Genomic DNA, 19,661 nt, shown 5'->3' with positions numbered 1-19,661 from the left:
CTAACACTAAGCTTTGTATAGATTTGAGAAGATATTAAAGTAAGCGGTATGGAACGATTGATTAAGTAATAGCGTCACCCCATATTAGCGAAAGCCAGATAAAATGGCATTTATTAGATTCAAGATCGAATACAGAGAGACTTTTGACTGTTTGAAAATACATAATAATAGGCATCTACAGCATTTCGTGGTGAATAACAAAACGAAATCGAGAAAAACACAACTTTCGCATAGTCGATTTTTCAAAACGCCAGTATAGCAACCCTAAATAGTTGCGGAATATTGGATTTTGACCGTTGAGGTTAATGCTCAATCTCAACGCGCACAATGAATTTTTCACAATTGAAATAGATTGCTATATAACTAAAGCTAGTTGATGCTGTGCAACATCCAACCGTTTGTTTAATTAATTGGACTATTAATACGAGGAGCAATCATGAAATCATTTATTCGCTTAGGCGCAACATTGGGTATAGCTGGGACTGTATTTTTAACAGGGCTTTCAGGAATAGGCAATCTACCAGGAATAGGCAATCAAGAGGCGATCGCATTACCACAAGATCAGGTAGTGAAAAAGCTCCAAGAAGTACCTGTATTTACGCTCACCAATCCCAAAGGCGAATTCGTAGTACTTTCGAGGAAGAACGAATCTAAGCCAATCTCGCAAGTGGGATTTTTTATTAGCAAGCAAGATGCTCAAAAATTCCTTGACAATCGGCTCAAAAAAGAAAACCCCCAGTTGGCAAGCACCCTACAGGTAAGACCTTTGTCCTTGGCAGACTACTATAAAATAGTCCAAGAAAGCAAAAAGAAATCAGACTCTGTAATTTATACTTTAGTACCGTCGCAAGCACAGGTAGCTTCGGCAACAAGTATGCTGAATCAAAATGGTAAAAAAGGGGAGCAATTTAATGGTATTCCTCTATTTGTACCCAAATTTAAGAAAGATAATAGCTATTTGACGATTCCCCTCCCCAACGGCAAAGAGCGGTATATCCCTTTCTTTTTTGAGAAAGAGCAAGCAACGGCTCTGTTAGACGAATTCAAAAAAGCGGTTCCAAAGGAAGGAGCTAACACTGAAATTCAGGTGGTGGATTTGTACGGTGTTATGGAAGCTCTAAATAGCAGTACCGACCCTAGTATCAATAAAATTGTTCTCTATCCATCGCGGGAGTCGATCAATTTTATTCGCTCGCTTGCACCGAATCAATCTCCAGCTGCCAAGCCTGCTGCTGCACCCGCTACTCCAAAAAAATAACGGTTATGCACTCCAAGGTTGAGGCATGGGGGAGAAATATCTGATATCTGGTTTACAACTTTGGCAGTGGCGCAATACTGCTCAACAAGAAGCGATAGCCACTGATGTCTCACCTACCGAGGTAGATTGGCTGCTCTTAGAAGTTGCTGGGTTAGACCGCTTGGCACTGCGTTTGGAATCCTTTAAAAACTGGCCGCAAATTCAGCTGCAATTACCTCTAGAAGAGTTAGATGGTTTGTGGCAGAGGCGATTAAATGACCGCCTACCAGTGCAGTATATTGCCGGAGTTACACCTTGGCGTAACTTTCAAATTGCAGTGTCAAGTGCGGTTTTGATTCCTAGACCAGAGACAGAATTATTAATTGATTTAGCTTTAGCATCTGCCAGTAATGCTTCAGGAAACTGGGCTGATTTAGGCACTGGGAGTGGAGCGATCGCACTGGGATTAGCAGATGTCTTGCCAGCAACAATTTATGCCGTTGATTACAGTTTAGAAGCTTTGGCGATCGCGCAAACCAACGCCCGTAATTTAGGTTTTGCTGACCGGATTAAATTTTATCAAGGTTCCTGGTGGGAGCCACTGACATTTCTCAAAGGTCAGTTCAGTGGTATGGTGTCGAATCCCCCTTACATCCCCACTAATACCTTACCTACTCTGCAACCAGAAGTAGTTAACCATGAACCACATCTAGCTTTGGATGGTGGTAGTGATGGCTTAGATTGCATTCGCCATTTAATAGAAATCTCCCCTAGCTATTTGCAACCTGGTGGCGTGTGGTTGATTGAGATGATGGCTGGACAGGCAGATACAGTGCGAGAGCTTTTACAAAATCAAGGGAGCTATTGCAATATTCAAATTCACGCGGACTTAGCTGGAATTGAACGCTTTGCCCTAGCTTATAGAAGTTAGGGTTTCCCTTGCTCAAGAAGAAATTTACTTTCTCTTGTTTTATGATGCTCAAACTTCAAATAAGATTGCTTTACATAATAAAAATAATTGACGGTGTTTTTTATTAATCTTCAAAGTCAAAATAACACTATTTTTTAGCAAAATTAGTTTTAGCAGGTTTCTTGGTATGCAAGTAATTTTTAAGCTACCGCATAGGGAAAAGTGCTATTAGTAGAAAGAACCTTTGTTCAAATCAAAATTGCTTGCTATTCTCAATGGTAGCGGCAGTTTTAACAAGAGAGTTAGGGAATTTGCTCAAAAAAGAGTTAGATTTAACAGTAATTTGGAATTACCCCACATCGCATCTCTCTGGCAACATTTAAGCGAGTAATTGAATACTGTGCTACTGGTTGATAAATATTAGACATCTTGCATAAATATATTTATGCAAAAATGGGGGAAAAGATTTTGAGTCCTTTCCTTTCCCCTTTTCCCTAACTTATGCAAGAAGTATAGGACTAATGTTTGATTTCTGAAAAAGCTCTGTACAAATTAAAAGCCTAATTCCCTACTCCCTACTCCCCACTCCCCGCCCACGGAGATAATTTCAAAAATCAAATACGATTCCTATATATATTGAATTGTTCTCGCTGACTTACTTAGTAAAATGACGCAAGTTTCCCTCTCAGACATAATAACTGGCGCACGCGCTGGCTTTTTGGTGAGTTTTCCCACTGATACAGTACCTGCACTTGCAGCTATACCAGAAAAAGCCGGATTAATTTTTACGGCTAAACAACGCAGTCAGGATAAACCTTTGATTTTGATGGCGGCTAGTGCTGAGGATTTGTGGTTATATGTCAAAGGTAGTGAGAATGAGTGTAAGATTTGGCAAGAATTGGCAGAGAAATATTGGCCAGGAGGGCTGACGTTAGTTTTACCAGCAAGCGATCGCGTGCCAAAAGTCATGAACCCTACTGATCCAACTACAATTGGTATTCGAGTCCCAAATAGTGCGATCACTAAAAATATTTTGGCGCAAACAGGCCCGCTTGCTACTACTAGCGCTAATTTTTCAGGCCAGCCGCCTTTGCAAACGATGGCAGAAATTGAGGTTCAGTTTCCCAAGGTTCTGACTCTAGAATACGAGGGTGAAATATCAGGCGCGGGTGTACCTTCCACCGTTGCTAAATGGACAGGAATAAATTGGCAGATTTTGCGACAAGGTGCAATAAAGTTAGATATTTCCAGTGATAACCAAATATAGGTCGTTATAATGTTGTCTTCCTGGTTTTAACAACAGAGAAATCTGGAACTTTAGTTTGCGCTGTTGTGGTCAATTAACAAGTTAATAATTGCCAAATTATGAATTGGAGCAACTGGATATATCTAGGAGCAGGAATAGCACTAGGTATGATTTTCCGTCAGTTATTTGCGCGATGGCTACGCCCAAAGCAGGCATCGCTTAATGTTTTATCTAGCTCATCTCCAGTAGCGCCATTAGATCAACAAGATATGCCACCAATATCGCAACAGCTACAGCAAACGCAACTGGCATACCTTATGGCAAGGGAAATGAGCCAGTTTAAAGGTGGTTTTCTGGCGCGGACTACCCATGAATTGCGATCGCCTGTTAGTGGTTTGATAGGTTTACACCAGTTAATTTTGTCGGATCTGTGTGAAGATCCGGCTGAAGAGCGAGAATTTATTGCCCAAGCTTACGAGCGAACGCTGAAGCTACTCAAGTTGATGGATGAAATTCTTAGCGTTGCTAGAACTGAACACGGTACTAATAAATTAGATATTCAGCCTAGACCATTAGCCCAAGTTTTGGAGGAAGTTTATGAATTAACTTATATGCTGGCGGCCAATCGCAATCTTTCCTTGCAATTTTTACCCGCCGACCCAGAAATTTATGTTTTGGCAGATTACCTCTGGCTCCGCCAAATATTAATAAGTTTAATAGACACTGCCATTACTCAAATGGAGGAAGGCAGCATCTGTATTTCTAGCAGCACAGTGCCTACAAGTAATTTTGTAAACATTTGGTTGGATGTACCAACCCATGCCCTACCCTGGAGCGAACCGATTGATTTAATTAAATCTGAAGATCAGCTACCCGGTATTAACCAAGAAAACGCTGCTCTTTCCCCAGGAATGAGGCTATTAATCAATCAAACTCTAGTGAAAGTTATGGGAGGTAAGTTAGAAATTCTGCCCTCGACTATTACGAAGGAACCACATCAGGAGATTAGCAGACTACAAATCTCTATCCCCCTAGTGATTCCTGAAAGTGAACTTCTGTAGCAGGAACAAAAGCAAGGTTAGGTTGGTTGTGTAACACCATCGTAGTGGTGGTATTGGTTTGAAAACCAATCTTTTTGTAGAAACTCTGCTGGTAAGTAGTCATCAAGTAAACGCGCTCAACCGACCTCATGCGCGGATGACTCAAAACGGTTTCTACTAACTTGCTTCCCAGCCCACTACTTTGATACTCTGGATGAATCACAACATCCCAAATTGTGGCGCGATAGATGCCATCAGATGTTGCCCTAGCAAAGCCAATGAGTCGATCGCGATCGCAGACAAAAATCACTGGCTCACTGTTAGCAATGGCTATACCTAAATCTTCAATACTGCGGCCTTTTGCCCAGAAAGCTGAAACATTTAACAGTTCTTGGAGTTGGTAAAGGTCAATTTCTGACTTGCAATCGCTAAATTGAATCTGAGACTCGTTCATTATGGCATCCACTTTTGGCAGTATCTTTGTATATTTAAGCCATATTTTGCTAGAAAATGCTGTACGTGTATATGTATATGCAACGAGAAAGAAAGTTTAATCATCTATCCCAATATTTAATGACAAACCCACTTCCATAAAGGATGAGTTGGCCCCTGCTGACGTATCCGATAAACTTGTTTTTCTAAACGTTGTTTTTCCTGTTCTGGTAGTCCGAATAAGATATTTCGACTTTGCCAAACTAAAACAGCAGCAGTCATTCCAATACAAAAGGTTAAGCCAAAGGTAGACAGTGGATGATAGAAAAGTCCATATCGCACCGCTACCCAGGTAAAATATTGTTGCCACAGATAAATTTCTGTACGTAGACCCCACAAGCTAACAGGTGCAATGGTGAGCCACAAAAAACCCACAAACAGCCACCTGCCATATATTGTCAATTGGTGTAGCCTTTGTACTTGTTGACTAAAAGATGGGTCAGATTTTTCCAAGTCTGGGCCAGTAATTAATGGTTCTTCCTGTTGATCCATAGGGGAATAAAATTCCAAAGCATAGGTAAGCAATTCAAAATCAGTAAACCGATTGTGAAATGCACAGAAGTTTAACTATCCTGGGAACTGGTAGATGTATCAATCGATTCTAAGCTTTCTACCACTTGAGATTGACCCCTTTCTCGCCACCAAGTAAGGAGAGTACTGGCGATGAAAATACTTGAATAAGCTCCCATCGTGAAGCCAACAATCAAAGCTAAAGAGAAGTTTCTCAGTGTTTCTCCGCCAAATAGAAAGATCGCAGATAATGTTAGCAACACGGTTAAGGTCGTGTTGATTGATCTTGTCAAGGTTTGGTTAACCGCATCATCTACAATTTCGGCAATCGGGTGTTCAGGATTGATTTTAATGGTTTCCCGAATGCGATCGTAAATTACCACTGTATCGTTGACAGAGAAACCTGTAATGGTAAGTAAGGCGACGATAAAAAGGCTATCTACTTCAATACCCGCTACCAAACCTAAAATCGAGAATGCCCCTACCGTAATCAAAATATCGTGAAATAGGGCAACGATCGCAAACACCGCATAATCTAACTGGAAGCGGAAGCTCATATAGATAGTAATACCGATAAAGGAAACTATCAGAGCTAATAGCCCAGACCTCAACAGTTCTTTTCCTAAGGTAGGGCCAACGGAGTCAATTTGGTTTTTTTGCGGATCAAAAGCACCAATCTGTTGGCTTAAAGAATTTTGTAACTTAGTGCGCTGATCTACACTTAAATCTTTTGACCGAATTAATACACCATTTTCTGCCCCATTTTCGGAGATCAGTTGGATGCTGCTATCACCTAGCCCCTGCGCTTTTGCTACTTCCCGGACAGCGTTGATATCAATTGGTTTGTCGCAATTACCTGGTTTGCTGCAATCTCGGACAAACTGCAACCGTGTACCACCGATAAAGTCTAAACCAGGGCGTAAGGGTGCGTGAATATTGGGCTGTTGCCAAGAAATCACCATTGAGATGATACCAGCAAGAATGATAACAGCAGAAATAATCCACCAGAGCGATCGCGATTTGTTTATACTCAGTTTCATCGAGCCACCTCTGCCTTATTCGACGCTGGCAGGTTTGGACAGAAAAGTTCTGTCTTTCGTAAAGAAGGAATTGAAATTGCCAAAAACAGCAATGTCCGACTACAGGTAATTGCAGTAAACATACTCACAGCTACCCCCAAAGCTAAGGTCAGTGCAAAGCCTTTGACTAAACCAGACCCCAACCAAAATAGTGCTGCACAAGCAATCCATGTAGTGACGTTGCTATCTAAAATACTAGAAAAGGCTCGGTAAAAACCAGATTCCACAGAACGATATAGGGATTTACCAGCTCGCAATTCTTCCCGCGTCCGTTCAAAAATTAGCACATTGGCATCAACTGCCATCCCAATACTGAGAATAAAACCGGCAATTCCGGGCAAAGTTAGGGTGACGCCCAATAAAGCAAAGGTTGACCAAGTTAAGAGAGAGTAAATTACTAATGACACATCCGCAATCAGTCCAGGTAATCGATAATAAAACACCATGAATATTAATACTAAAGTTAGACCACCAACTCCAGCATAAATACTGCTTTGAATACTATCTTTACCCAAAGTTGCCCCTACTGTCCGCCTTTCTGCAATTTCTACTGGTACGGGTAATGCACCACCACGTAGCTGCACGCCTAAATCATTGGCTTGTTGTGCGGTAAAGCGTCCTGTAATGATGGCAGAACCACCAGTAATACCAGTGGCGGCAAATTCTATACCCACAGTAGGAGCGCTGATTAGTTCATTGTCGAGAAAAACACCAATGCTACGCCCAGTACCGGCAAGATTTTTGGTCAAATCGGCAAACAGTTGACCACCCTCTTGGTCGAAGCGAATGGCAACATGCCAGTTATTACCTTGACTGGGTTCACCATAGGCATCCTTGAGGTATTTGCCAATTAGGGGTGGTTTGGTGCTTTCAAACAATTCTGCGATCGCTTGATTATTTTTTTGTAAATCTTCTTGATTCTTGACAATTGCTGCTTTGTCTGTACTCTTTCTCAACTCTTCTTGCTTGGCTTTCAATTCGGCTCTAGATGCTTGAAAAGCAAGCAATTGAGTTTCTGTATTCGGCTTTTGGGTGCGAAATTCTAACTGCGCCGTACCGCCTAGTACCCGTTCGGCTTGCTCTGGATCATTGACTCCTGGTAGTTGCACCAGTATTTTATCTGCACCGACTGTTTGGATCAATGGCTCAGAAACACCCAGACCATTAATCCGACCTTCGACAACTTTCTTCACACCTTCCAATTCTCGTTCGGTGATTTGGGGAATATCTGCTGATGGTTTCACCTGAATTGTGAGCTGTGAGCCTCCGCGCAAGTCCAGCCCAAGAGGTATCGGAATTGTGGCAATCACCGTAATTGCGGCGATTATCAGGACTAAAATCAAAATTAATAGCGATCGCTGTCTTTGCATACCATAACTCGCAACTGACAAAGGCTATAATAGCGCTCTTTTATGGAGTTATGAATGGGGAGTGGGGATCGGGGATCGGGGATTGGGCATTGGGCATTGAAAAGAGGCAGAGGTGCGGAGGGGCAGAGGGGCAGAGGAGAAAGACTTACTGCAACTGCTCCCCTGCTCCCCTGCTCCTCTGCTCCTCTGCCTTCTTCCCAATCCCTAATCCCTAGACTCGCAACGCTACCATTTTTTCTACAGCTTCTACGATTTGCTCTGGTTGGATGATTGTTAGTCGTTCCAGGTTGCCGTTGTAAGGTGTGGGGATATCTTGGGAAGACAGGCGCAGTACTGGCGCATCTAATTCATCGAATAAGCGATCGTTTATTGAGGCAATAACTTCTGCTCCAATACCCGCAGTTCGCATGGATTCTTCTACAACAATGACTTTATGGGTTTTACGTACTGAGGCACCAATCGTATCAAAATCTAATGGTTTAAGAGATATTAAATCGATAACTTCTGGATCATATCCTTGTTTCTCAAGAGTTTTTACTGCTTGTAGCACATGATGCCGCATCCGCGAGTAAGTAATAATGGTTACATCTTTACCCTCACGCACCATTTCTGCTTTATCTAGGGGTAGCAAATATTCTTCTTCTGGTAAATCTTCTTTCAAGTTGTAGAGCAAAACGTGTTCAAAGAACAACACGGGGTTATCATCGCGGATAGCGGATTTCAGTAGTCCTTTAGCGTTTCTTGGTGTGGAGCAGGCAACAATTTTCAACCCTGGCACAGCTTGGAAGTAAGTTTCTAGTCGCTGGGAATGTTCTGCGCCTAGCTGTCGTCCGACACCGCCAGGGCCACGAATCACCATCGGAATTTTAAAGTTACCGCCAGAAGTATAGCGCAGCATCCCAGCGTTGTTGGATATTTGGTTGAAGGCGAGCAGTAAAAAGCCCATATTCATGCCTTCAATGATAGGACGTAACCCTGTCATTGCTGCTCCCACTGCCATGCCAGTAAAGCTATTTTCGGCAATGGGGGTGTCTAAAATGCGGAGTTCGCCATATTTTTGGTACAGGTCTTTTGTAACTTTATAGGAACCGCCGTAGTGTCCGACATCTTCACCGAGAACGAATACGCTGGAATCACGCGCCATTTCTTCATCAATGGCTTCGCGTAAGGCGTTGAAAAATAGTGTTTCTGCCATTTAGACCTTTTGTTACGATTATAGTTTTAGAATTTTATCGTGCTGCTGTCGCAAATAAGGTGAGCGATCGCACTAGTTAGAGTTTAGGTTGTTTAAACAAACCGCCTAAGCATAATATCAAAGCTCTTTTGCCGTTAGCTAGAGGTAATTTAGAACCTGGAATTACCTCTAGCTAGAGCTAGGTTCTCATTTAACCTCCGTTACACTAAATAGTAACTTTAATCAAGTAGGAGCTTTCACGGCCGCTTCTGCTTGGGAGTGCAACAACAAACCATATTCCAAGCCTTCCACCACCGCTTGATAAGAAGCCTCCAAAATATTGGTGGAAACCCCTACTGTAGTCCAGCGTTGACGACCATTGCCTGACTCTACCAACACACGGGTTTTCGCCGCAGTACCCGTATGTCCGTTAAGAATCCGCACTTTGTAATCTGTCAAATCAAAGGTCGCTATTTGGGGATAAAAATTCACCAAAGCCTTGCGTAAAGCCGCATCCAAAGCTGCCACGGGGCCGTTACCTTCCGCCGCCTCCAGGATATTTTTGCCATCAACAGCGAGTTTAACCGTGGCTAAGGCATTGCTAGTTTCTTTCCCCTCAATCAAGTCACAGTGGACTTGAAAACCTTTGACTTCAAAAAACTTCTGGCGACCTCCTAAAGCTTCGTGCATCAACAGCGCAAAACTAGCCTCTGCTGCTTCAAATTGAAATCCTTCGCTTTCCAAATCTTTGAGGCGCTGGAGAATTTGCTTGGCTTCAGCTTTCAGTTGATCGAGGTCAATGCCAAAACTGCGGGCTTTGGCTAAAACATTGCTAAGTCCAGACTGTTCAGAAATCACAATGCGGCGATGATTCCCCACTTGTTCCGGCTGAATATGCTCGTAAGTTAGAGGATTACGTTCCACGGCTGATACATGAATACCGCCCTTATGGGCAAAAGCCGAAAGTCCGACAAAGGGAGCGTGTTCATCTGGCGCAAGGTTGACCACCTCACTCACAAAACGACTAGCTTCTGTAAGTTGTGTTAGCTGGTCTTCTGTGATACAACTGTAACCCAGCTTCAATTGTAAATTAGGAATTAACGAACAGAGGTTAGCATTACCGCAACGTTCACCGTAACCATTAATTGTCCCCTGTACCATCTTTGCCCCTGCCATCACGGCGGCTAGAGCGTTAGCAACCGCCATTTCCGAATCGTTATGAGTGTGAATTCCAATTTTAGGAATTGTCCTTTGTCCATCGTCCTTGGTCATTGGTTCTTGACAAATGACTAATGACAAATGACTACTGACATCTTGAACAATTTGGCTAATTTCATGAGGTAAAGTACCACCATTAGTATCACAAAGGACTAACCATTCAGCACCAGATGCGATCGCAGCCTCTAATGTCTGTAAAGCATAATCTCGATTGTGCTTGTAGCCATCAAACCAATGTTCGGCATCGTAGATAATGCGACGCCCTTGAGAACGGAGGTACTCAATCGTATCGCGGATCATCGCCAAATTTTCTTCTAATGTCGTCTTGAGGCTTGTTGTAACGTGTAAATCCCAAGACTTACCAAAAATCGTTACCCAGCGAGTCCCCGCAGCCAAAATATCCTGTAGCATCGGTTCGGTTGCGGCAGTGGAATTGGGGCGGCGAGTCGAACAAAAAGCTACAATTTCAGCTTGTTTTAGCGGATCTTCTTGGAGTTGCCAGAAAAATTGTACATCCTTGGGATTGGCACCAGGCCAACCGCCTTCAATAAAGGGAATTCCCAGTTGATCGAGTCTACGAGCAATGCGTAACTTATCTTCTATCGATACTGATAGCCCCTCGCGCTGAGTGCCATCTCGTAATGTAGTGTCATAAAGCCAAAGTTGAGGTGAAGAATTTGTGGTCATAAAGCTGGGACCGACGAGACAACTTTCAAGGCAATGTGTCAATATACAACAAAACGCCAGTTTGGCAATTTAAAAATGCCTAAGGTACTAGCTCAAGGTAAAACAATTGAGTGCGTAAGCAAAAGCAATCTCCGAACAATTTTGCTGCAAAATGGAATAGAACTCTACAATGACGGTGCTAAGTTAATAAACTGTCGGGGCATTGGCAGTTGCGGAACTTGCGCGGTTAAGGTAGAGGGCGAAGTATCAGCAGCGAATTGGCGTGATCGAGCACGGCGTTCGCTTCCTCCCCATTCTCCTACAACAGACTTGCGTTTAGCCTGTCAAACTCTGGTTTTAGGCGATGTGAAAGTGACAAAGTTTGATGGATTTTGGGGACAAAATTCTCGAATAGTGTGGACACCAAAAGGTTAAAAAGGAGTAAGACAAGATGGGTAGATGGACACCATTAATTTTAATGGCTGGAGGTTTGGCCATTCTGCTTGGTACATTACTGGGCATCAACTTTCCTATGGGAGTACAAACCGCTAACGCTCCCAGTGACAAAAAATCACAAGTCCTGCCAGCTAATATCAATGTTAATAGCAGTGCTGGCAGCAATAATCAAGAAACTGCAACTGAAGGAAACGAAACAACCGAAACAAACGCAAACAGGCGCAGTATTGTAGCTCCAAGACCTGAGAACAGGAGTAACGTTGCTCAGAATCCTTCTGATGATTCAACATCACCTGCTGACACTACAACAGACAACAATACAGATTCTTCACAAACAAATACGCCATCTAACGAGACAAATCAAGGCAACGAACCAATTCGCGCCTTGTGGTAACAGATCCGTCTATAGTTACGAGTTATAAGTTATAAGTTATGAGTTATTAGTTATTAGTTATGTACTAATGACTAATGACTAATGACTAGTGACTAATTGACTAATGACTAGTGAGACTGTAATTATTGGTGGCGGCGTTATTGGTTTAGCGATCGCCATTGAGCTAAAACTGCGCGGGGCAAGTGTCACCGTGCTTTGTCGTGACTTTCAGGCTGCCGCTACCCATGCTGCTGCTGGGATGTTAGCACCAGATGCGGAAAACCTCCCTAATGGGGCAATGCATTCCTTGTGTTGGCGATCGCGTGCATTATATCCCGACTGGACGCGCAAACTAGAAGAACTAACTGGCTTAAATACTGGCTACCGTTCCTGTGGTATCCTTGCACCCGTCTTTGAAGAGGCAGGGGGGCAGGGGGCAGGGGGAGCAGGGGGAGCAGAGGAGCAGAGGAGCAGAGGAGAAAGTTTTTCCTCCTCATCTCCCTCATCCTCCTCATCCTTTTCATCCCCGGCTTACTGGTTAAACAAAGAGGCAATTCATCAATATCAGCCAGGCTTGGGAGCCGAGGTAGTTGGTGGCTGGTGGTATCCTGAAGACGCGCAAGTTGATAATAAAGCTCTAGCTCAGGCATTGTGGACGGCGGCTGAGTCTGTTGGTGTTGAACTCAAAGACGGGATTACAGTAGAAGCATTTTTACAGCAGCAAGGGCAAGTGGTTGGCGTGCAAACCAATGCGGGAATAATCCGCGCCACGCACTATGTTTTAGCTTCAGGTGCTTGGTCAAATGAGTTATTACCAGTTCCCGTGCGTCCCAGAAAAGGGCAAATGCTGAGTGTGCGGATACCAGAAATTACGTCGGAATTGCCCTTGAAGCGAGTTTTGTTTGGACAGGATATTTACATCGTACCAAGACGCGATCGCCTCGTTATTGGCGCAACCAGCGAAGACGTTGGCTTCATTCCCAACAACACTCCAGAAGGCATTCAAACATTACTACAAGCTACCATCCGTCTGTATCCCCAACTCAAGCATTATCCCATCCAAGAATTCTGGTGGGGATTTCGCCCAGCCACCCCCGATGAGTTGCCCATCCTTGGCACTAGCCATTGTCAAAATTTAACCCTTGCTACAGGTCATTACCGTAACGGGATTCTACTTGCACCCGTAACAGCCACCTTAATTGCCGATCTCATCTTGGAACAAAAGTCTGACCCTCTACTTGCTGATTTCCACTATTCACGCTTCCAGTCCAAGCCATCTACCTCCACCCCAATGCTGACTCACTCTGCCAATTTCTCCAACGGGAATCGCCCTGCCATATCCCCCCACTCGCCACTCGCCACTCCCCACTCCCCACTAATTATTGCTGGCAAAACTTTCCAATCCCGTTTGATGACTGGAACTGGGAAGTATCGCAGCATTGAAGAAATGCAGCAAAGCGTCGCCGCCAGTGATTGCCAGATTGTCACCGTGGCAGTACGACGGGTACAAACCAAGGCCCCCGGACATGAAGGTTTAGCTGAAGCCTTAGATTGGACAAAAATCTGGATGTTACCTAATACCGCAGGTTGCCAAACTGCTGAAGAGGCGATTCGGGTAGCGCGTTTAGGGCGAGAAATGGCGAAACTGTTAGGGCAGGAAGATAATAACTTTATAAAGTTAGAAGTAATACCTGACCTTAAGTATTTACTCCCAGATCCAATTGGGACGTTGCAAGCCGCAGAACAATTAGTTAAAGAAGGTTTTGCAGTATTGCCTTATATTAATGCTGACCCCATGTTAGCCAAACGTTTAGAAGAAGTAGGCTGTGCTACAGTCATGCCTTTAGCATCGCCGATTGGTTCTGGACAAGGGCTAAAAACAACCGCCAACATCCAAATCATCATCGAAAATGCAGGTGTGCCAGTGGTGGTAGATGCCGGAATTGGTTCACCCTCAGAAGCTGCCCAAGCAATGGAATTGGGAGCAGATGCTTTGTTGATTAATAGTGCGATCGCACTTTCTCCAAACCCGGCAGCAATGGCTCGTGCCATGAATTTAGCAACAGTTGCCGGTCGTTTGGCATACCTTGCTGGCAGAATGCCTATCAAAGATTACGCCAGTCCTAGTTCACCTTTGACTGGGACGATTACTAGTTAGGGAATGGGGCATAGGGCATGGAAAGTAGGCAGAGAGGAGAAGTTGCAGAAAGTTTTTCCCCTCTACTCCTAATCTTGACTGATATTGATGAATAGCTTCTTTGTTTAACCAGTAAGCCGGGGATGAGGAGGATGAGGAAGAATTTAATTGCCTATCTCTCCCTGCTCCCTGCCCCATGCCCCTCTACATCTTCTAATGTAACGATTTGTCTAGCAGTTTAAGGGCGGATTTCCCATTTATGTAACATTAAATGAACGATAAAGATAAAGGAATTAATTCATGCCCTATACAAACGAAGAAGGCGGCCTTCTAAATAATTTCGCCAAGGAACCAAAGATTTATCAAGCAGAACCCCCCACAGAAGGGCAAAAGCGAACTTATCTTTTACTAGGAATAGTCGCTACAGTTTTGGTTGGCGGCTTGATTCTAGTTGCCTTCTTTGTTTCTAAGAGCAGCTGATCGTAAAATATTTTAATAAAACTTCATTTTATTGATATTTTTTCAGGTTCCGATTTTAAAAGGAGCCTGCTTTTTTATTTTTTGTTAAAATTGAATTAGAAATTAGAGTATCATTATATACTAACTTAATTTAAACTATACCTGAAAAACTCAATTTATCCTAAACAGCACAGCGTTAGCTTAAAAATCATTTCTATTATGAGATTAGCCGACTTGGATATGCCGAGAAAGGCGATATGTACTGTGTTTTGGCTCTTTAGCCGTCATGAGCGTGAATGATACTGCACAAAATGATAATTCCACTTGGAATCGGCAAGTATACCAACGATTGAAGCTTGCCCTAAGTCTTGGCTTACGACGGCAACTTTTTTTAGCAGTATGTGATGATTTACACCTGAGAAATCAAGTAGCGACTCGTCTGCATTCTACATTGGCTTATCCTATTGGACAAGTGCTATCTCAGCCATCAAATGCCCAAGAAAATAGCACTCTAGCTTATCCGCGATTAGTCACGCTGCGTTTGAATTTAAATGACCCCAATCCCATACTTCAAATAAATCAATGGTTGGCAAACTATCCACCGCCAACTGTTGGGGCATCAAAGGATTCCCCTGGAAGACCTTTTCCAGTACCAGCATTTCAAATTGTCGGCGTGGAGCATCTCACTAAGCAACCAGTCGCTACACAACGGTTATTTTTGCACCATCTCCGCTTAAGCGAACAATATTTCTCTTTACAAGAATCCAGCCGATTCCTTGAATCTAACTTGTTGTTATGGATACCGCGTCCTTGGTTATCTGCTATCAAGCAATCAGCACCACAGTTTTGGCGTTGTCGGACTGGCGTATTTGTGTTTGCCGGAGAACCTACACCAGCGACTCAGAATTCAGGTTATCCAGAACGTTTTTCTAATCCTAGAAGCTTGGATTTAGGCTATATTGAGCAGTCGATTGTAGATGAATCAGTTACCCAAACCGAACTCAGAACCGCAGGTACTGAGTTAAAGTTGAAGAATAATTCTGATTTTCCGGCAGAAATACAAGGGAATAGCGTAGATAAAACCCAGGAATCGCTATCGACAGCAGATTTATTAAAGGCTGCGCCACAACAGCAAGAATCTACTAATAGGTCTGGTAGCGCAAGTAATAATCAATCTCTGTCGTCTTTATCTCATATTAGTAGCGAGTTAACAGAGCTAGTAATAGCAACAATAAATACAAATATTGCCCAACATACAGAGGATTACTGGCAACCGCAGCAGATTTTGTTGGAAATTGAAGAATTACACCAAAAACAAGTTCCAGGGGAAGTACTGGCAGAAGCTTATCATCGCTTGGGCACTTTATACCGCCTTCGCATTGAGCAAGGAGAGTCAACCTTAGAAAATCTGATGGTGGCAATTATTGCCTATCAGGAGGCAATTAGCTATGACGAAACCTCACCACAACTCCCAGATATCTTAAATGATTTGGGTACACTCTACTGGATGCTATACCGTACACCGCCCAATTCTGAGGAAGGACAAACTTATATAGAACAGGCAATAGAATTTTATCAGTTGGCGTTAAAGATGATTTCGCCCCAGACACATTCAGAAACTTACGCTCGTGTGCAAAATAATTTGGGAACGGCTTATGGTGATTTAGCTCGTTTTTCTCACCCATCTGAAAATTGGCAGCAAGCAGTTTTAGCTTACAATGAAGCACTGAGCTACCGTACAGCTGAGATGGATTCATTAAAGTATGCGGCTTGCCAGAATAATTTGGGTACTGCTTACTGGCATTTAGGGCAATATAACCAACCGATTGTGCATTTAAAGAAGGCGATCGCAGCTTACAACGAAGCACTTATACACTACAACCCCGAACAGGAACCGCTCAAGTATGGCATGATTCAAAACAACATCGGCACCGCCTGTTGGAATCTAGCACAATACGAACAACCTGCCCAAAATCTCCAGCTAGCTATAGATGTCTACACCGAAGCTCTCAAGTATCGTACTCCAGCTAATGTTCCCAGCGCCTGTGCTGCTACACAAAATAATCTCGGTACTGCCTACTGGCATCTAGCAAACCTATCTCAAACAACTAAAGAGGTACGGCAAAAGTATCTGCAACTATGTATCAGCGCTTACGAAGAAGCTATAGCTTTGGCTCACTCACTTAGCAGTATTCCTTTAAGTTTTGATTTGCTTGCCTCTTATAATAACTTGGGACTAGCACATTATCAGCTAGTAATAGATAAGTCGTTTAATGATGACAAAGCAACACGTTCTCAACATCTAGAAGTAGCATTAGACAACCATTTACAAGCCTTAAACGGATTAAGCAAACAGCCAGAGGCTTATCAAACAACTTTTAATTATATAGTGAAAACTATTCGTGCTTTTCATAATGAATTAGGTATACAAGGACAAAACTTAGCTTTATCTAAAGTTCCTAGTCAGTTGTTACCAGAAATTTTGTCAAAGCTATAAAGCATATACCGAAAATCCTTGAAAGAAAGGCAAGGAAGACAGAGGGAGAAAAAATAGCAAGTGTCTTTAGGGCTATTTCGGTAGTAAAAAATACTAAAATTTTCTCTTATTTATCCTTGAATTCAACTAATAAATCACATTCGTCTCAATAGTGCAGAGAGTGTAAAAAAAAGTAACTTTATATTGACTTGACAATTGATCACAGAAGCAAGTAAGGTAACGATGTCTACAATGAGCTACGCTTACGCAATTACTGTTTTACGAATTTATAATTATTAAAACATTTTTTTGATATACATAAGGTTAAATTAATAAAATAATTTTTTAGATAATATTTAATAATATATAAATCTAATAAAATACTGGTGCATTTTAAAGAAATTTACTAATTTAGACTCGAAACATAGTTTAAAAAAGCTCCAAAATTATATTTGGATACTTAAGTTATGAAAATAAGTTTGGTTTTTGCGACTGCTATATCTAGTTTTTTTGTGGGTGCGACTGTAACACTTGGTTTCTCTAACCGAGCAGATGCTCTAACTTTTTCTGGTATCTCTACTGGTACATGGGGAGAACCTACTCCAGGAAGCATCGATATCAATCCCAATCCCATATACACAGGTGTGGGAAACAACATATTTACTTGGGGTGATGCTAATGTGTGTCTACCAAGTCCAAATCCTAGTGGGTGTACAATAACTGGCTCAAATAAACTTACCTTTAGTGGAAATTCGTTTTCAACTGACATTAACTCTGTATTCAAAATAGCTGATTTAACTTACTTTAACGGAACTGTAGTTAAGGGTACAAGCGTTGAAGAGGTGCCTTTAAATCTCAATGTATCCTTCATATCTCCCGTTGGAATCAGCCAAGTTTTTGACTTGAAACTGCATCTAGTAAATACATTTAATAGCGTAACAAATTCTGAAGAAGAGAATGCAGACCTTGTATTTATAGACGAAAACTTGAGTAATCCGAGTTTTGACTTTGAAGGCAATAAATACACGCTTGAACTAATTGGTTTTAATCCAGACGTTGAGCAGACAAGTATTAAGGCTTTTGAAGGAGGCACAACTAAAACAGCTATTTATGCCAAAATAAAAACCATACCTGAACCTGCAACAGTAGCGGGTCTATTCCTGCTAGGCATGTACCTGATATCTAATAAAAAATTGCTGGAGAAGAAATAAGTCAGAGCTTTAGCGCTCTTGTATTTTATGCAATTGAGAACCGCTACATACTCATATTCCATAATTAATAAATTTTAACCCAGCACAAGAATTGCTGCGATCGCATCAAAATTTATTCCCATAGAAGAATTCAGGAGCAAAGCCAAAGACGCCCTCTACAAGACGCGTAAGGGATGCAGACTCGCTCTAAGCGGTAAGTGCGTCTTTGTACCACTCGCTTTGCGAACGTGGAAGCAAGCTACGCGCAGCAGCTACCATAGAAGAAGGAGAAGAGAAGGACATAAACAATAAAACAACTTTGGCAACAATTAGATTAATTTTGCGTCATGTTGAGAGTATCTCACCATCTATTTAGTAACGCACATTAATAAGATACAAATTCTAAGGAGCGATATCTCCGATAGAACTAGTTGCAACACAAACTCTCGGTTATGTAAGCACCTTCATATTCAGAATGCGCCTATAAACAGGTTTCATAAATTTTAGAAACAAACTAAGTGAATCAACGTCATTAAATACATCACATACACAAAGGTTTACCCACTTATGACTAGCCTACATCAATGGAAATCTGGAACTGCTGCACTTATGGCAATAGCAGTTACTGCAACCGTGACTGCCCCACTGTTAACTTTAGCTCCTGCTAATGCACAATACAGAATTGGGCAAGACAGAATTGGACAATATGGAAACGTTACCATTCCTTCTGGGGTTACTTTCCCTGTTACCTACGAGAAAGAGACAATCACTATTGCTCCTGGAGAAAGTAAATCTCTAACCTTGAGAATAGCCAATGACATTATTGACAGAAATAGAAATGTCTTGATTCCCGCCGGTACTAAGGTAAATGGACGATTAGAATCTGTTGACCTAGATAGTTATTATTCCAGAAATACAGATGATAATCAAGGGAAAGGCGTGCGGTTTGTAGCTGAAGAATTAGAATTTTCTAATGGTCAGCGTCAGCCAATTAATGCAAGTTCTCGGACATATACCACGACTCAAAAAGTTTCACAGGGGCCTAGCACAGGTCAAGTTTTAACTGATGCAGCTATCGGTGCTGGTGCTGGTCTTTTAGGTTCACTAGTAACTGGGAACCGCAAAATTGACGATTTAAAACCTGTTCTCGGTGGGGCTGCGGGTGCGGGAGCAAGTGTGCTGTTGAGGAAAAAACAAGGAAATGCCTTTGTTATTAGACCCGCACAGGATTTGAAGCTTACACTGAATTCTAATTTGAATTTAGTACCACAATCCCGCTACTAGATTTAACTTAATTTAAGTCGTGACTTTAATCACCCCTAATAGGCGATCGCAACTTTAAATATACTGTGCGATCGCTTTAATTTTTAATAGTAAAAACTTATATTTAATAATAACTAGTTTACCTTTATATCGTTTTACTCACTATTAATATTTATTAGAATCCTTATCTAATTGCACTATGTGGGGAACTAAAAAAATTAACACTATTTTATTCTCTATCCAAAAGAGTATTCAAAATTACGTAATATCCTGATATTTTTGTTAAATAGTGGCAAAAAGGAGCTTTTGCTTGTGGAAATTCGAGGTTTTGGTATAGGTGCATGTCTTGCAATTCCTGTAGTATT

17 protein-coding genes are annotated in these 19,661 nt (G+C 42.1%); 11 read left to right on the top strand and 6 right to left on the bottom strand.

Annotated elements, in window-relative coordinates; genetic code table 11:
• Positions 1 to 436: 436 nt before the first annotated feature.
• The 4 genes from RMY00_RS16500 (at position 437) to RMY00_RS16485 (ending at position 4,454) form a co-directional block, all read left to right on the top strand.
• Positions 437 to 1,258, top strand: coding sequence for a Tic22 family protein (locus RMY00_RS16500; protein WP_322648566.1), 822 nt, complete (start codon positions 437 to 439; stop codon positions 1,256 to 1,258).
• 25 nt (positions 1,259 to 1,283) lie between these two features.
• Positions 1,284 to 2,168: a peptide chain release factor N(5)-glutamine methyltransferase gene (gene prmC / locus RMY00_RS16495; RefSeq protein WP_322648565.1), complete on the top strand. Its 885-nt coding sequence runs from the start codon at positions 1,284 to 1,286 to the stop codon at positions 2,166 to 2,168.
• Between the two features lie 646 nt (positions 2,169 to 2,814).
• Complete coding sequence (locus RMY00_RS16490) at positions 2,815 to 3,414, top strand: L-threonylcarbamoyladenylate synthase (RefSeq protein WP_322648564.1); 600 nt, start codon at positions 2,815 to 2,817, stop codon at positions 3,412 to 3,414.
• Between the two features lie 98 nt (positions 3,415 to 3,512).
• The gene (locus RMY00_RS16485; RefSeq protein WP_322648563.1) at positions 3,513 to 4,454 is read left to right on the top strand and encodes a HAMP domain-containing sensor histidine kinase; all 942 of its coding nucleotides are present in this window, start codon (positions 3,513 to 3,515) and stop codon (positions 4,452 to 4,454) included.
• On the opposite strand, the gene RMY00_RS16480 is transcribed toward RMY00_RS16485, so the two are convergent.
• The 6 genes from RMY00_RS16480 to cimA form a co-directional block, all read right to left on the bottom strand.
• A complete protein-coding gene (locus RMY00_RS16480) occupies positions 4,417 to 4,887 on the bottom strand; it encodes a GNAT family N-acetyltransferase (RefSeq protein ID WP_322648562.1) in 471 nt (156 codons plus the stop codon). The two genes, RMY00_RS16485 and RMY00_RS16480, sit on opposite strands and share 38 nt — an antisense overlap.
• Positions 4,888 to 5,003: 116 nt before the next feature.
• Entirely contained in the window at positions 5,004 to 5,417 is a 414-nt protein-coding gene (locus RMY00_RS16475; protein ID WP_322648561.1) for a hypothetical protein, read from the bottom strand.
• Between the two features lie 71 nt (positions 5,418 to 5,488).
• Positions 5,489 to 6,475: a protein translocase subunit SecF gene (gene secF, locus RMY00_RS16470; protein ID WP_322648560.1), complete on the bottom strand. Its 987-nt coding sequence runs from the start codon at positions 6,473 to 6,475 to the stop codon at positions 5,489 to 5,491.
• Positions 6,472 to 7,884, bottom strand: a complete 1,413-nt coding sequence (gene secD, locus RMY00_RS16465) for a protein translocase subunit SecD (RefSeq protein ID WP_322648630.1) — start codon at positions 7,882 to 7,884, stop codon at positions 6,472 to 6,474. Before secD ends, secF begins: the two co-directional genes overlap by 4 nt.
• A 211-nt stretch (positions 7,885 to 8,095) precedes the next feature.
• Complete coding sequence (locus tag RMY00_RS16460; RefSeq protein WP_190892814.1) at positions 8,096 to 9,079, bottom strand: alpha-ketoacid dehydrogenase subunit beta; 984 nt, start codon at positions 9,077 to 9,079, stop codon at positions 8,096 to 8,098.
• Positions 9,080 to 9,301: 222 nt separating this feature from the next.
• Positions 9,302 to 10,963 carry a citramalate synthase gene (gene cimA, locus RMY00_RS16455; protein ID WP_322648559.1) on the bottom strand — a complete coding sequence of 554 codons (1,662 nt, stop codon included), beginning with the start codon at positions 10,961 to 10,963 and terminating at the stop codon, positions 9,302 to 9,304.
• A 75-nt stretch (positions 10,964 to 11,038) separates the two neighbouring features.
• Here cimA and RMY00_RS16450 point away from each other — a divergent pair, with 75 nt between their 5' ends.
• The 7 genes from RMY00_RS16450 (at position 11,039) to RMY00_RS16420 (ending at position 19,317) form a co-directional block, all read left to right on the top strand.
• On the top strand, positions 11,039 to 11,377 hold the full coding sequence (locus RMY00_RS16450; protein WP_322648558.1) for a 2Fe-2S iron-sulfur cluster-binding protein: 339 nt from the start codon (positions 11,039 to 11,041) through the stop codon (positions 11,375 to 11,377).
• A gap of 16 nt (positions 11,378 to 11,393) precedes the next feature.
• The gene (locus RMY00_RS16445) at positions 11,394 to 11,792 is read left to right on the top strand and encodes a hypothetical protein (RefSeq protein WP_322648557.1); all 399 of its coding nucleotides are present in this window, start codon (positions 11,394 to 11,396) and stop codon (positions 11,790 to 11,792) included.
• A 103-nt stretch (positions 11,793 to 11,895) separates the two neighbouring features.
• On the top strand, positions 11,896 to 13,929 hold the full coding sequence (gene thiO / locus RMY00_RS16440) for a glycine oxidase ThiO (RefSeq protein WP_322648556.1): 2,034 nt from the start codon (positions 11,896 to 11,898) through the stop codon (positions 13,927 to 13,929).
• A 279-nt stretch (positions 13,930 to 14,208) separates the two neighbouring features.
• Positions 14,209 to 14,388, top strand: coding sequence for a photosystem II assembly protein Psb34 (gene psb34, locus RMY00_RS16435; RefSeq protein ID WP_109011140.1), 180 nt, complete (start codon positions 14,209 to 14,211; stop codon positions 14,386 to 14,388).
• Positions 14,389 to 14,653: 265 nt separating this feature from the next.
• Positions 14,654 to 16,864, top strand: a complete 2,211-nt coding sequence (locus RMY00_RS16430) for a tetratricopeptide repeat protein (RefSeq protein ID WP_322648555.1) — start codon at positions 14,654 to 14,656, stop codon at positions 16,862 to 16,864.
• Between the two features lie 446 nt (positions 16,865 to 17,310).
• Positions 17,311 to 18,054, top strand: coding sequence for a choice-of-anchor K domain-containing protein (locus RMY00_RS16425; RefSeq protein ID WP_322648554.1), 744 nt, complete (start codon positions 17,311 to 17,313; stop codon positions 18,052 to 18,054).
• A gap of 546 nt (positions 18,055 to 18,600) precedes the next feature.
• Complete coding sequence (locus RMY00_RS16420; protein WP_322648553.1) at positions 18,601 to 19,317, top strand: conjugal transfer protein TrbI; 717 nt, start codon at positions 18,601 to 18,603, stop codon at positions 19,315 to 19,317.
• Positions 19,318 to 19,661: the final 344 nt, after the last annotated feature.

Origin of the sequence: Nostoc sp. ChiVER01 (assembly GCF_034531155.1) — a bacterium.
GTDB lineage: Bacteria > Cyanobacteriota > Cyanobacteriia > Cyanobacteriales > Nostocaceae > Nostoc.
The sequence above is the reverse complement of the archived record's forward strand: the minus strand, read 5'-3'. Positions and strand labels throughout refer to the sequence as shown.

What these genes read in the sequence shown, in the direction of transcription:
- RMY00_RS16500 (WP_322648566.1), top strand. Translation starts at nt 437, where the DNA reads ATGAAATCATTTATTCGCTTAGGCGCAACATTGGGTATAGCTGGGACT.
- prmC (WP_322648565.1), top strand. Translation starts at nt 1,284, where the DNA reads ATGGGGGAGAAATATCTGATATCTGGTTTACAACTTTGGCAGTGGCGC.
- RMY00_RS16490 (WP_322648564.1), top strand. Translation starts at nt 2,815, where the DNA reads ATGACGCAAGTTTCCCTCTCAGACATAATAACTGGCGCACGCGCTGGC.
- RMY00_RS16485 (WP_322648563.1), top strand. Translation starts at nt 3,513, where the DNA reads ATGAATTGGAGCAACTGGATATATCTAGGAGCAGGAATAGCACTAGGT.
- RMY00_RS16480 (WP_322648562.1), bottom strand. Translation starts at nt 4,887, where the DNA reads ATGAACGAGTCTCAGATTCAATTTAGCGATTGCAAGTCAGAAATTGAC.
- RMY00_RS16475 (WP_322648561.1), bottom strand. Translation starts at nt 5,417, where the DNA reads ATGGATCAACAGGAAGAACCATTAATTACTGGCCCAGACTTGGAAAAA.
- secF (WP_322648560.1), bottom strand. Translation starts at nt 6,475, where the DNA reads ATGAAACTGAGTATAAACAAATCGCGATCGCTCTGGTGGATTATTTCT.
- secD (WP_322648630.1), bottom strand. Translation starts at nt 7,884, where the DNA reads ATGCAAAGACAGCGATCGCTATTAATTTTGATTTTAGTCCTGATAATC.
- RMY00_RS16460 (WP_190892814.1), bottom strand. Translation starts at nt 9,079, where the DNA reads ATGGCAGAAACACTATTTTTCAACGCCTTACGCGAAGCCATTGATGAA.
- cimA (WP_322648559.1), bottom strand. Translation starts at nt 10,963, where the DNA reads ATGACCACAAATTCTTCACCTCAACTTTGGCTTTATGACACTACATTA.
- RMY00_RS16450 (WP_322648558.1), top strand. Translation starts at nt 11,039, where the DNA reads ATGCCTAAGGTACTAGCTCAAGGTAAAACAATTGAGTGCGTAAGCAAA.
- RMY00_RS16445 (WP_322648557.1), top strand. Translation starts at nt 11,394, where the DNA reads ATGGGTAGATGGACACCATTAATTTTAATGGCTGGAGGTTTGGCCATT.
- thiO (WP_322648556.1), top strand. Translation starts at nt 11,896, where the DNA reads ATGACTAGTGAGACTGTAATTATTGGTGGCGGCGTTATTGGTTTAGCG.
- psb34 (WP_109011140.1), top strand. Translation starts at nt 14,209, where the DNA reads ATGCCCTATACAAACGAAGAAGGCGGCCTTCTAAATAATTTCGCCAAG.
- RMY00_RS16430 (WP_322648555.1), top strand. Translation starts at nt 14,654, where the DNA reads ATGAGCGTGAATGATACTGCACAAAATGATAATTCCACTTGGAATCGG.
- RMY00_RS16425 (WP_322648554.1), top strand. Translation starts at nt 17,311, where the DNA reads ATGAAAATAAGTTTGGTTTTTGCGACTGCTATATCTAGTTTTTTTGTG.
- RMY00_RS16420 (WP_322648553.1), top strand. Translation starts at nt 18,601, where the DNA reads ATGACTAGCCTACATCAATGGAAATCTGGAACTGCTGCACTTATGGCA.